Source organism: Janthinobacterium sp. GW821-FHT03A03 (assembly GCF_059421435.1).
On the sequence record NZ_JBWKUZ010000013.1, the window covers coordinates 1 to 13,178 of the forward strand.

Annotated in this window: 9 protein-coding genes; 6 read left to right on the forward strand and 3 right to left on the reverse strand. The window is 61.2% G+C overall.

All coding sequences use genetic code 11. The features are described 5' to 3' along the window. Window positions 1-259: 259 nt before the first annotated feature. Both AC07VI_RS20485 and AC07VI_RS20490 read left to right on the forward strand, forming a co-directional pair. Window positions 260-733 carry a MarR family winged helix-turn-helix transcriptional regulator gene (locus tag AC07VI_RS20485; protein WP_086148097.1) on the forward strand — a complete coding sequence of 158 codons (474 nt, stop codon included), beginning with the start codon at window positions 260-262 and terminating at the stop codon, window positions 731-733. A 22-nt stretch (window positions 734-755) separates the two neighbouring features. Beyond that, the gene (locus AC07VI_RS20490) at window positions 756-1,604 is read left to right on the forward strand and encodes a CPBP family intramembrane glutamic endopeptidase (RefSeq protein WP_492991902.1); all 849 of its coding nucleotides are present in this window, start codon (window positions 756-758) and stop codon (window positions 1,602-1,604) included. A 15-nt stretch (window positions 1,605-1,619) separates the two neighbouring features. Here AC07VI_RS20490 and dacB read toward each other — a convergent pair whose 3' ends face one another. Together dacB and AC07VI_RS20500 are read right to left on the reverse strand one after the other, a co-directional pair. Then, on the reverse strand, window positions 1,620-3,122 hold the full coding sequence (gene dacB, locus AC07VI_RS20495) for a D-alanyl-D-alanine carboxypeptidase/D-alanyl-D-alanine endopeptidase (RefSeq protein ID WP_492991900.1): 1,503 nt from the start codon (window positions 3,120-3,122) through the stop codon (window positions 1,620-1,622). An 8-nt stretch (window positions 3,123-3,130) separates the two neighbouring features. Next, window positions 3,131-4,369 carry a nucleoside recognition domain-containing protein gene (locus AC07VI_RS20500; RefSeq protein ID WP_034753725.1) on the reverse strand — a complete coding sequence of 413 codons (1,239 nt, stop codon included), beginning with the start codon at window positions 4,367-4,369 and terminating at the stop codon, window positions 3,131-3,133. A gap of 219 nt (window positions 4,370-4,588) precedes the next feature. Here AC07VI_RS20500 and AC07VI_RS20505 point away from each other — a divergent pair, with 219 nt between their 5' ends. The 4 genes from AC07VI_RS20505 to AC07VI_RS20520 all read left to right on the forward strand — a co-directional run bounded on the left by AC07VI_RS20505 (window position 4,589) and on the right by AC07VI_RS20520 (window position 11,542). After that, window positions 4,589-6,391, forward strand: a complete 1,803-nt coding sequence (locus AC07VI_RS20505; protein WP_086148098.1) for an ABC transporter substrate-binding protein — start codon at window positions 4,589-4,591, stop codon at window positions 6,389-6,391. Between the two features lie 217 nt (window positions 6,392-6,608). Continuing rightward, window positions 6,609-9,395 (forward strand): TonB-dependent receptor, encoded by a 2,787-nt coding sequence (locus AC07VI_RS20510; protein WP_492991897.1) that lies wholly within the window; start codon window positions 6,609-6,611, stop codon window positions 9,393-9,395. Window positions 9,396-9,483: 88 nt separating this feature from the next. Continuing rightward, a complete protein-coding gene (locus AC07VI_RS20515) occupies window positions 9,484-10,563 on the forward strand; it encodes a S66 peptidase family protein (protein WP_086148092.1) in 1,080 nt (359 codons plus the stop codon). An 85-nt stretch (window positions 10,564-10,648) separates the two neighbouring features. Further along, the gene (locus AC07VI_RS20520) at window positions 10,649-11,542 is read left to right on the forward strand and encodes a YihY/virulence factor BrkB family protein (RefSeq protein WP_086148091.1); all 894 of its coding nucleotides are present in this window, start codon (window positions 10,649-10,651) and stop codon (window positions 11,540-11,542) included. Between the two features lie 476 nt (window positions 11,543-12,018). Here the strand turns inward: AC07VI_RS20520 and AC07VI_RS20525 are convergent, their stop codons facing one another. Beyond that, a complete protein-coding gene (locus tag AC07VI_RS20525) occupies window positions 12,019-13,146 on the reverse strand; it encodes an acyl-CoA dehydrogenase family protein (protein WP_086148090.1) in 1,128 nt (375 codons plus the stop codon). Between the last annotated feature and the right edge of the window lie 32 nt (window positions 13,147-13,178).

The window sequence follows — 13,178 nt, forward strand, 5'->3', positions numbered from 1 at the left end:
CAGGACCGTGAAACAACTTTGCGCCGATGATAGTGCTGCAACCAGTGTGAAAGTAGGTTATCGTCAGGCTTGTTATTTGCTGAAACAGCCGCCGGCTGTTTCACCTAGAAAAAAACCCGCTCAGCAATGAGCGGGTTTTTTTTCGTCTGGCGCTTCCTTGCCACTCCTTTCCTTTTCAGGCACCCACCTGGTGTGCATAAAATACAACAACTTTCAGCATTTATATAAGTGCTTATATAAATGCTGTTACTATCGTTACATGAAACAAGGACTCGGAACACAACTACGCCACCTGATCGAACTGCTGGACGGCGCCGTCCAGCAAGCCTACGCGGACGCTGGCCTCGATTATCGGCCACGCTACACGCCCGTGATGCGGGTGCTGGCGCAACAGCAGAGCGCGACCATCGGCCAGCTGGCTGAGCTGGCAGGCATCACGCAGCCAGCGGTCACCCAAACGGTGGCACTGATGAAAAAGGAAGGCTTGCTGCTGGTGGCTGCCGATGGCGAGGATGGTCGCCAGCGCGTGGTACGCCTGAGCAGCAAGGGCGAGGCACTGCTGCCCCGCCTGCAAACTTGCTGGCAGGCGACCAAGTGTGCTGCCGACAGCCTGGATGCGGAATTGGCATTTCCTTTATCCACATGCCTGGCGCAAGCCATCACGATGCTGGAACAGCGCTCATTTGGCGAGCGCATCCGGGATACAAGCAAGCAGGTAAAAACAACGCCCTGAAAACTATCTGAGGAAAGCGACGATGGACAGCACCCTGAGCATGGCAACAAAAAAATCCCCTCTGGCCCGCTTGATGGCCTATCCCCTGGTGCAGATTGTGCTGGGCATGGTTCTCACCTTTGCCGGGATACCGCTGGTGATGGGCATCGCTTCGCAACTGGTGGAAAAGCCCTACCGCATCTTGTGGCCGCAGTTGCTGGCGGCAATACTGGTGTGGTGCGGCTACCGTTTCTATGTGCGCCACATCGAAAAGCGCCAGCCGACCGAGTTGGCAATGCCGGGCATGGCGCGTGAACTGGGGCGTGGACTGCTGCTTGGCGCCGGGCTGGTCTGCCTCACCTTTGTCGTGCTGGCAGCGCAGGGCGTATATCAGTTGAGCGGCGTCAATGCCGTGCATGCCGCGTTGTTGCTACCGCTGGCCGAACTGGTGCTGGTCGGCATGGCCGAGGAAATGATGTTTCGCGGCATCCTGTTCGGCGTGACGGCACGTGCGCTGGGCAGCAAGGCCGCCATCGTGATTTCATCGCTGGTGTTCGCCCTGGCCCATTTGCCCAATGCCGGTTTTTCGCTGCTGGCCATCGCCGCGATTGTCACCTATGGCGTGCTGCAGGCCGCACTGTACATGCGGACGCGCCGCCTGTGGGTTTGCATCGGCACACATGTCGGCTGGAATTACTGTGTCAGCCAGGTATTTTCCTCGACGGTATCGGGCCATGCGGCCACGGATGGCCTGCTGCGCGGCGAACTGGCCGGCAATGTCATGCTGACGGGCGGCGCCTTCGGTGTGGAAGCGTCGCTGGTGACGATCCTGCTAATCGGCGCCGTCGCCGCCTATGTGCTGCGCCTGGCCTTTGCCGGCGCACCACGCTAGGCCGCTGCAGCGGCCTTATTGGCCAGCCACCGCCGGCGTGGCGCCGCTCCTGGCCACCCACTCGATCAGCGCATCGACGGCGGCGCGGCCATTGCCGTTGCCCACCAGGTCGCTATTGATCATGGCGACGACCACGCATAGCTGGTTGTTGGCGTCAGGTACATAGCCGGCGATGGCCACGACATTCTTTAATGTTCCCGTCTTGATGCGGGCGCGCGCGGCGGCCGGGCTGTTCAGCAGGCGCTTGCGCATGGTGCCGTCCAGCGCGACGATGGGCAGGCTGGACTGGAACTCGGGCGCCCACGGACTTTGCTGCATCGCCTGCAGCACGCCGGCCATTTGCGCTGGCGCAATGCGTCCCGTGCGCGACAGGCCGGAACCGTTGTCGACCAGCATGCCCTGGGTGTCGATATGGTGCCGCTGGAACCATTCCTGGATCACTTGCCGCGCCCGCGTGGCCGTGTCTTCCGGCGCCGCCATGGCGACGGGACGGCTGCCCAGCCATCCATCGCTTTGCAAGCTGCCCAGGCTCAGGAACAGGGTGCGGGCCAGGGTGTTGTCGGAGGTCTTGTTGATATCGCGCAAGACTTCCGGCAAGGCGCGCGCCACATGGTCGGCCAGCATGCGCGTGCCCACCGGTTCGGCCGTCGGCGGCAAGCCCGTCAACGGCGCTTCGCGCACCGTGCCCGTGATCGCGCCGCCCAGGCGTTTCCAGGTGGCGCGGAACAGCCGGTCCGCATAATCATTGCGGTCGAGCACATTGATGCTGGTGGCCTTGCTGCAATTTTGCGGGAAGGTGCCGTGCAGTATCACCTGCAGCTTGCCGCCCGCATCGCGCCGGTATTCGGGCGGGCGCCAGCCATCTTCCCATCGCGCGCAATTGCTCTTGACCAGTTTCATGTCGCTCGTGATGCTGACGTTCTCGAGCGCCGGCTGCATCAGGATGCTCAATTGCCGGTCCGTCGAGTTCATGTTGATATCGATCAGATTGGTGTTCAATAACAAGGCATCGGGGATGACGTTGTAGCGGAACTCGGCCGACTCGTCGAACGGTGGCGCACCGAGGTCGGGCCGGGCCGGCTGGAACAGCTGGCGGTCGAGGATCAGATCGCCCTTGATTTTCACGATGCCCTGGTTGCGCAGGGTTTGCAGCATGTGCGCCAGCACGTCCGCGTTGAAATCCGTGTCGGCGCCGCCGCGCAGGATCAGGTCGCCCTTCAGTACGCCATTGATGACGTCGGCGCTGGTGCGCAGTTCCGTGCGGCCGCGGAAGATGGGACCTAATTGCTCCAGGCCCACGGCCGTCGTCACCAGCTTCATGGTGGACGCGGGCTGCATGCTGCGCTCAGCTCCATGCGACAGCACGGTGGCGTTGCCGCGCAAGACGATGGCGCCCATGGCGTCTTCGGGAATATTCGCGCTGCGCAGCAGCAGGCTGACGGATTCGGGCAGTTGCGCCTGCGCATTGGACAAGCCTATGCCAGCCAGCAAGGCGGCGATGAGGATGGGACGAAACATGGCGCTCCTTAGTGGAAAAAGACGTAGGCAACGAAGACGGCCGTGATCACGCCAGCCAGATCGGCGATCAGGCCGGCCGTGATGGCATAGCGCGTCTTGCGGATGCCGACGGAGCCGAAGTACAGGGCCACGATATAGAAGGTGGTGTCGGCCGAACCCTGGAAGACGCAGGCCAGGCGGCCGACAAACGAGTCGACGCCGTAGGTGTTCATGGCGTCGATCATCATGGCTTTCGAGCCGGAGCCGCTGAGCGGCTTCATCATGGCCGTCGGCAGGGCCGGCACGAAGTCCGTATTGATGCCCAGGTTGGCGAAGAACCAGTTCATGCCGCTCATCAGGAAATTGAACACGCCCGCGTTGCGGATCACGCTGATGGCCACCAGCATGCCGACCAGGTAGGGAATCACGGTGATCGAGGTCTGGATGCCGCCCTTCGCCCCCTCAATGAAGGCGTCGTACACGTTCACCTTCTTGCGCAGCGCGCCGATGATGAAGATGGCGATGACGCTGATCAACACCAGGTTGCTGACCACCTTCGAGACCAGCTCGATTTCCTGCTTCGTCAGGTATTGGGTGAAGTACCAGATCATGGCGACGATGGCGCTCGTCATGCCGCCCATCCAGCCCAGCACGACCCTGTTGAGCAGGTTGATGCGCTGCTTGATGGACACCGTGATGATGCCGACCATGGTGGCGACGTAGGTGGCGATCATGCACGGGATAAAGATGTCGGACGGGTCGGCCGCGCCGAGAATCGAGCGCTGCGCCATGATGGCCAGAGGAATCAGGGTCAGGCCCGAGGTGTGCAGCACCAGAAACATGATCTGCGCATTCGTCGCCTCTTCCTTGTTCGGATTCAAGGTCTGCAGGCTTTCCATGGCCTTCAGGCCGAACGGCGTGGCCGCATTGTCCAGGCCCAGCAGATTGGCCGAGAAATTCATCACCATGTGGCCGGTGGCCGGATGGTCTTTCGGAATTTCCGGGAAGATGCGCGAAAAGAAGGGCGCGATGACTTTCGCCAGCCAGCCGACGATGCCCGCCTTTTCGCCGATGTTCATGATGCCCAGCCATAAGGTCATCACGCCCGCCAGCGGCAGGGCGATATCCATCACGCCCATGCGCGCCGTTTCGAAGGTGCCGTCAATGATGCGCTTGAAGATATCGGTATCGCCGAGAAACAGCCACTGCAGCACTGCGGCCAGGAAGCCAACGAGGAAAAAGCCGGACCAGATGTAATTAAGTGCCATATGCGATCAGTTCTGTATTTCGGGGAGGTGAAAAGGTGCTGCAAGCAAAGTATAGAGGCAGCCCGATACGAGTTGATGAAAGAATGCAGCAATCGCATGCCAAAAAGTTATAAGCTGGCAGCCTGTTTTCATTGGCGCCCCGTCGCTTGCCCGCGTAGTGTGGGGGATGCCCGTCGCTTATCGCCGTTCCTTACCCTTGTCTGCAATGGATCACTGATGATGTTTTTACGCAAAACCGCCTGCGCCGCCGGCCTGGCCCTGTTGACGCTATTTACCGCGCCCGGCCATGCCGCCACCGATGCCCGCGCGAACAAGACCTTGCACTTGTTTTTGAGCACCAGCGAGACGGGCCTGGACCCGGCCGTGGCGTCGGACCTGGCCAGTTTAAATTTGATGGAAAACATCTTTGACCCGCTGCTGCGCTATGACTACCTGGCGCGCCCCGTGCAGTTGCAGGGCAACACGGCGCGCGGCTTGCCCACCGTGGAAGATGGCGGCCGCACGTATACCTTTCACTTGCAGCCCGGTATTTTCTTTACCCCCGATCCCGCCTTCAAGGGCCGGCCGCGCGAAGTGACGGCGCAGGACTACGTCTACAGCCTGACGCGGCTGTATGACCCCGGCCTGAAGTCGCCATGGCTGTTCTTGCTGGAAGACAAGCTGGTGGGCGATGCGGCCCTGAAAGCCAAATTCAGCTACGACACGCCGATCGCCGGCTTGCAGGCGCTGGACAAATACACCCTGCGCATCCGCCTCAACGCCATCGATCCGAATTTCCTGTTTTACCTGGCCATGCCGGCCACTGCCGTGGTGGCGCGCGAAGTGGCCGAAGCGTATGCGGCGCCGGGGCAGGTCGGCAACCACCCCGTGGGCACGGGACCGTTCCTGGTGAAGGAGTGGAAACGCAGCGACAAGATCGTGCTGCAGGCCAACCCGACTTTCCGCCCCACCGTGTTCCATACGGAAACCAAGGCGCTGGCCGCCTTGCCGGCCGATGCGCGCGCCATCGCCGCCGCGCTGGAAGGCAGGCAATTACCGCTGGTCGAGCGCATCGAGGTGCGCATCGTTGAGGAATATCAATCGCGCATGCTGGGATTCCTGAAAGGCGAATTCGATTACCTGGAGCAAGTGCCGGAATCGATGACGGACATGGTGCTGGAAAACGGCGCCCTGAAACCGGCGCTGGCCGCCAAGGGTTTGCAGCTGACGCGCTTTCCCGTGCTGCAGACGTATTACATGTGGATGAATATGGACGATCCCGTGCTGGGCGGCACGAGCAAGGACAAGCTGGCCCTGCGGCGTGCCATCGCCCTCAGCTACAACAGCCGCGAAGACATCGCGCTATTAAAAAAGGGGCTGGCCTTGCCGGCGCAGTCGCCGCTGCCGCCGAATGTGCTCGGCTACGACAAGCACTACCGCAGCCCCGTCGGCTACGATCCGGCGCTGGCGCGCGCCCTGCTGGAGCGCTTCGGCTACAAGGCGGGCCCGGACGGCTTCCGCACGCAGCCGGACGGCACGCCCTTGATGTTGACCATGCATACGGAGCCGAGCACGGTGGGGCGGCTGCGCGATGAGTTGTGGCGGCGCAACCTGAACGCCATCGGCCTGCGCGTGGAGTTTAAAAGCGACAAGAAGACGGAAATCATCAAGGCTTCGCGCCTGGGCAAGGTGCAGATGTTCGAGACCAACTGGATCGCCGACTTCCCCGATGGTGATAACTTTATGCAATTGTTGTATGGCGGCAACGTCGGCCGCGCCAACTATGCCCGCTTCAACTTGCCCGATTACAATAAACGCTATGAGGAGGCGCGCCTGCTATCCGATACGCCGCGCCGACGCAGTCTGTACTTCGACCTGTTTCAGCTGATCCACGCTTACACGCCGTGGGTGCTGCTGACGCATCCCATCTCTGCCGACCTGCAGCAACCGTGGCTAAAAAACTACAGGCGCCACCCCGTGGAATTCACGTCCTGGCGCTATCTGGACGTCGATCCCGCCAAGGGCCGCCCCGCAGGCAAGTGACCACGTCGCTGGAAAGGGCATTCATTCCAAAAAGTTATGGTTAGGAAAGCATTTTTCATTGGCTGGGCCCGGATGCATCGCGCTACTCTGAAAATGAAAACAAATAAAGTAAAGCGCTGGCGTCATAAAAAAATGTACTGCGAGACAGACGCCGCGACCTTACAAAACAGCCTGAGCTTGAGAACTCAAGCTTCGATTGCCCAACAAGGAGAGACCAGTGAAATTGAAGAAACTAGCGCAGTTGGTGGCATTGATGGGGGTGGTGGGGCCGGTGATGGCACAGGAAGCGGCTCCATCAGCAATGCAAAGGGTCGAAGTGACGGGCAGCAGCATCAAGCGCGTCGCCAAGGAAGGCGCGCTGCCGGTGCAAGTCATCAGCTTTGACCAGATCGAAAAGCAGGGCATCACGACGGCCGAACAACTGGTGCGCACCTTGTCGGCCAACGGCACGGGCGCCGATAACATGACTTCGGGCAATAACGTGTTTGGCGCCGATGCGGACAGGGTCAGTGGCGGCGCTTCGTTCGCCTCGCTGCGGGGCCTGGGCCCGTCGAGCACCCTGGTACTGCTGAACGGCCGCCGCATCGCCACGCACGGCGCCAGCGGCAAGTCGGTCGACCTGAACTCGATCCCGCTGGGCGCGATTTCACGCGTGGAAATCCTCAAGGATGGCGCTTCGGCCATCTACGGCACGGACGCCATCGGCGGCGTGATCAATTTCATCCTGAAAACCAATTACAGCGGCGTGGAAGCATCCGTTTCCACGAATGACACGCAGGCCGGCGGCGGCGCCACGCGCCGCGCCTCCATCCTGGCAGGCACGGGCTCGCTGGAATCGGACCGCTACAACATCATGGCCAGCCTGACGGTTGATAAAGCGCAACAGCTCAATGGCCGTGACCGCTCCTTCGTCAATGGCTTCCAGCCGGAACGCGGTCTGTCGCCCGATACCACGGGCACGCCGTTCGCGAATCAATTGTCGGGCCCGGGTACGGCCTTGCAGATTCCTGATCCTAAAAATCCAGGGAAATTTATCGGCGGCTATACTTTGCCAGGCGATCCGAATGTGTATTTGCAAGCCAATCCGCTGAGTTTCCAGAGCAAGTGCGACACGATTCCCGGCATGTCGCAATACCAGACGGAACTGTGGAAAGACGTGACCTCGCCGCTGCGCACCAAGTATTCGTGCGCTTATGACTATGGCGCCGACTATGTGCTGCAATTCCCCGTAGAGCGGGCCAATCTGTTGTCGCGCGGCACCTTCCAGCTGGCGCCCGACCACCGCATGTTTGTCGAAGTGCTCGGTTCGCGCACCAAGGCCACGGCGATCCTGACGCCGATGCAGGTTCAGGCGACCGTCGCCAACAAGAATCTGTATCCGGTCGGCGGCGCGTATTACCAGGACTTGTCGGCCTATATCCCGACGTTCGACAAGAGCAAACCGATTTCCTACAAATGGCGCGCCAATGACGTGGGCAACCGCACGCAGGAAAACACGACCGACAATGCGCGCGTGCTGCTGGGTTTTGAAGGCAACTTCGGCAAGTGGGATTACAAGGCCGGCATTTCGCGTGCGGAAAGCAGTACCAAGACCAAGCTGACCGATGGCTATTCCTACACGGACAAGCTGTACGCGGCCCTGGCCACGGGCATCATCAACCCGTGGGTGGGCGCCGGCCAGAGCCAGACGGAAGCGGCCAGGCAATTGATCGAATCGACCAAGTTCCGCGGCGCCTTCCAGCACGGCAAGACGACCCTGACGCAGATCGACGGTTCCGTCTCGGGCGAGCTGTTCCAGCTGCCGGCCGGCGCGCTGGCCGTGGCGGCCGGTTTTGATTTCCGCCGCGAAGGCTATAACTTTGCGCAAGACGTCGATGCCACGCAAATTCTGCTGGCGCCAGGCAATGCAGCACTGAGCGACGCCAGCCGCACCGTCAAGGCCGTGTATGCCGAGCTGCTGGTGCCGGTCATGAAAGACCTGGAAATGCAGCTGGCCATCCGCCGCGACGATTACAGCCTGGTGGGCGCGACGACGAATCCGAAAGTGGCCTTCCGCTACCAGCCGGCCGATTTCCTGCTGTTCCGTGGTTCGGCCAGCAAGGGTTTCCTCGCGCCAAGCTTCCAGCAGCTGTATTCCGGTTCGCTGAGCCAGGAATTGCCGAACGGCGTGGTTGACCAGGAAGGTTGCGCCAAGCATCCGGGCGTGCCCGAATACTGCGCCATCGACCGCCTCGACTACAGGACGGGCGGCAACAAGAACCTGAAGCCGGAAACGTCGAAGCAGGGCAGCGTCGGCTTTGTCATTGAACCGGTGAAGGGCTATTCCGCCTCGTTCGACTACTGGGCCATCAACACCCAGGACCGCATCCTGAACCGCACGCCGCAAATCGTGCTGGCCAACTACCAGGCGCTGAACCAGTACATCCACCGCAATCCGGACGGCACCATCGAGTACGTGCAGGCGGGCTGGATCAATGCGGCAGGCAGCCGCGTGCGCGGCCTCGACGTGGGCTTGCGCGGCGAAGGCAAGATCCGGGACGCGAAATGGACGGCGACCCTGGATGGCACGTATATGGACAGCTTCAAGTTTGCGGAATATCAAGGCCAGGAATACCAGGAACTGGTCGGCAAGTTCTATACGCGCGACCTGTACTTGCGCTGGAAACATAACGCCAGTCTCGGCGTGTCGCGCGGCGACTGGAGCGGCTTGCTGGTGCAGAGTTTCTCGTCGGGCTACAAGGACCAGTTGCCGAACGGCGGCAAGGGTATGCCGCCGCCGGGCTTCAAGCCGGACGTGTCCAGCTACACCACGTATAACTTGTCGGGCACCTACACGGGCTTCAAGAATACCACCATTACCGTGGGCATCCAGAACCTGTTCGACCGCGATCCGCCGTTCACCGCGCACAACGTGGATGAAGTGGTGGGCGCCGGCTGGGACCCGCGCGTGGCCGACCCGCGCGGCCGCTCGCTGTCGTTCCAGCTGAAGTACAAGTTCATGTAAGGCGGCCATGCCGGCGGCAATCCTGTCGGCATGCTAACCTCGTGCGGCGGCGCCTGGCGTCGCCGTTTTTATTCCAGGAAAGGGCCGCATGTCCAGTCAGACCAATCTCAGCCGGCGCCGCTTCGGCGGCTTGCTGGCCGCCACCGTCGGGGCGGCAGGCACACCGGCATGGGCGGCGGCCGCGCAAGGAAAGGGCAAACGCATGCAACAGCAACACGCATTGATCAAACCGGCGCGCCTGCGCGACGGCGACCTGGTGGCCATCATCGCACCGGGCGGCTTTACGGATGAGGAGTCCATCGCCAAGGCCCAGCGCAATATCGAATCGCTGGGACTGCGCGCCAGCCTGGGCAGCAACATCCGCGCCGTGCACGGCAACTATGCGGGCACGGTGCAGCAGCGCCTCGACGATCTGCATGCGGCGTTCGCCGATCCCGAGGTCAAGGCGATCTGGGCCATCCGTGGCGGTTCCGGCTGCATTTCGCTGCTGGCGCTGCTCGACTATGGCTTGATCCAGCGCAATCCGAAAGTGCTGATCGGCTACTCCGACATCACGGCCCTGCATCTGGCCATCGCCAGCCAGACGGGCCTGGTGACTTTCCACGGGCCCGTGGCTTCATCGACGTTTTCCGACTACACGGTGACGCAGCTGCGCAATGTGCTGATGACGCCGCAAGACAGCTACACGATCCCTATGGCGCTGGACAACCACCGCCGCGCGCAGACGCAGCCGAACTTCGCCATCCGCACCGTGCATGGCGGCCAGGCTACGGGACGCTTGACGGGTGGCAACCTGTGCATGGTCAGCGCGCTGGCCGGCACGCCGTATGCGGCCGATTTCCGCGAGCACATCCTTTTCCTCGAAGAAATCAATGAAGTGCCGTACCGCATCGACCGCATGCTGTGCCAGCTCGACCTGTCCGTCGGTTTCAAGCACGCGGCGGCCTTGATGCTGGGCATCTTCGAGCATTGCGAGGCGGCCGAGGGCGACACGGCGCTGAGCCTCGACGCCACCCTGGACCAGCATTTGCAGCCCTTGCGCGTGCCGGCCGTCAGCGGCTACTCGTTTGGCCACATCCGCCACCAGTTCACGCTACCAATGGGCATATTGGCGACCCTGGATGCGGACCGGCAAACCCTGACCTTGCTGGAGCCGGCCGTCTGCTAGCGTACGGTGCAGCGGGGCGCTTGTCAGTATGCTAGTGTGATAAGGCGTGGCACGAGGCCGCGCCGCCTTCTACACCGCACCCGACATGATCAACCGCCACGCCAGTACCTACATCCTCAGCCACCCGCTGGCCTTTGCGCTGCAGGTGCTCAAGGCTTTCCGCGCCAACCAGGGCTTGCTGCTGGCGGGCGCCGTCGCGTATTACTCGCTGCTGTCCATCGTGCCCCTGCTGATGCTGGTGGTGGTGGCCCTGTCGCACGTGATCGCGCAGGATGAGTTGCTGCAAACAATCGGCCATTACCTGGAATGGCTGGTGCCGGGCCAGTCGAAGGCCATCGTGGCCGAGATCGCGCATTTTCTCGACAACCGGGGCGTGATCGGCTGGCTGCTGCTGCTGACCATGCTGTTTTTCAGCTCGCTGGCGTTTACCGTGCTGGAAAACGCCATGAGCGTGATCTTCATTCACCGCGTCGCCATCCGCCGCCGCCATTTCCTCATTTCCGCAGTCTTGCCGTACTGCTACATCTTGTGCCTGGGCGTGGGCATCTTGCTCATCACCGTGGTGGCGGGCAGTTTGCAGGTGATGAGCGAGGAAAGCGTGCGTTTCCTGCGCCACGACTGGGGCCTGGAAGGCGTGTCCGGCGTGCTGCTGTATATGCTGGGGCTGGCAGGCGAAATCCTCGTGCTCAGCTCGATCTACCTGGTCATGCCGGTGGGACGCTTGTCGATCACGCATGCGCTGATCGGCGGCGTGACGGCGGCCCTGCTGTGGGAAATCGCCCGCCATGTGCTGGTCTGGTATTTTTCGACCTTGTCGCAGGTCAATATCGTGTACGGTTCGATGACGACGGCCATCGTTGTCATGTTCAGCCTGGAAATCGGCGCCACCCTGCTGCTGCTGGGCGCGCAAGTGATTTCCGAATATGAAAGAGTGGCCCGCGGCGGCGAAGAGGACAAGCCGCTGGCGCTAAGGACTTGATTTAAAGTATGGCTTCAATTCGTTGTTGCACCGCACAAAAAGCTGTGCTATACTCCGTTCAGTGATTGAGATTTGGCAACAAATCATCTCACCATCCAGGCTCAGCGCGGCGACCGACAGGTGTAATGTCGATGGCGTGACAGTGCGAAAGCGTGGATTTTGTAATTCCGGATACGTTGGTCGATTTACACTTGGAGTCACCATGCAGATAGCATGGGAGTCCGAAAATCAGGAGGCACTTTGCAGATAGCACTGGCGTCCATGACACGATTAAAGCATTGGTAATACATTGGAACGAAGCCTACCCTGAGTAGGCTTTTTTTTCGTCTGGTGGGCGCGTTTATAAACCTACTGCGCAGCCCGCTCTCGAATCGGCGTTACTCGCCGTACCGAAGTACGGCTGCGTTACTCAATCCGATATCGGGCTTGCTCGCTACGGTTTCTAAAAGCGCCGAGACTGTTACTTCCAAATACTTTTACAAGGCCCTGGCGATCAGGATTTTCTGGATATCGCTGGTGCCCTCGTAAATCTGGCATACGCGCACGTCGCGGTAGATGCGCTCGACGGGGAAATCGGACACATAACCATAGCCGCCGTGCACCTGGATGGCGTCCGAGCAGACTTTTTCCGCCATTTCCGACGCAAACAGCTTGGCCATGGCCGCTTCCTTCAGGCAGGGCAGGCCCGCATCCTTCATGGCCGCCGCGTGGCGTATCAGCTGGCGCGCCGCCTCGATCTGCGTGGCCATGTCGGCCAGGCGGAATTGCACGGCCTGGTGTTCATAGATGGGCTTGCCGAAGCTTTCCCGCTCGCGTGCGTACTGCAGGGCCGCTTCATACGCGGCGCGCGCCATGCCCACGGCTTGCGAGGCGATGCCGATGCGTCCGCCTTCCAGGCCGGACAGGGCGATCTTGTAGCCCTGTCCTTCTTCGCCGATCAAATTTTCCGCCGGGATGCGGCAGTTCTCGAACAGGATTTGCGCCGTGTCCGACGAATGCTGGCCCATCTTCTGCTCCAGTCCCGCCACGATGTAGCCTGGCGTGTTCGTCGGCACCCAGAAGGCGCTGATGCCGCGCTTGCCGGCCGCCTTGTCGGTGACGGCCATGACGATGGCCACGTCCGCATACTTGCCGCTGGTAATGAACTGCTTCGTGCCGTTGATCACGTATTCATTGCCATCGCGGCTGGCCGTCGTGCGCAGGGCGGAGGCGTCGCTGCCCGTGTGTGGTTCCGTCAGGCAAAACGCTCCCAGCATCGCGCCTTGCGCCAGCGGACGCAGCCACTGTTCCTTTTGCGCATCGTTGGCATACATCATGGCGATGCTGCACACGGGGCAATTATTCACGGAAATGATGGTCGAGGTGCCGCCATCGCCTGCGGCGATTTCTTCCAGCACCAGGGCCAGCGACACGTAGTCGAGGCCGGCGCCACCGAGCGCTTCCGGCACGGCCACGCCAAAGGCGCCCAGCGCGGCCAGTTCCTGCAATTCTTCCTTGGGGAAATGATGTTCCTTGTCCCAGCGGGCCGCGTTGGGCGCCAGGCGCTCGCGCGAAAAACTGCGCAGCGCTTCCTGGATCATCGATTGTTCTTCATTGAGTATCATGGGACGTCGTCTCGTATATTTTTATAGTGGAT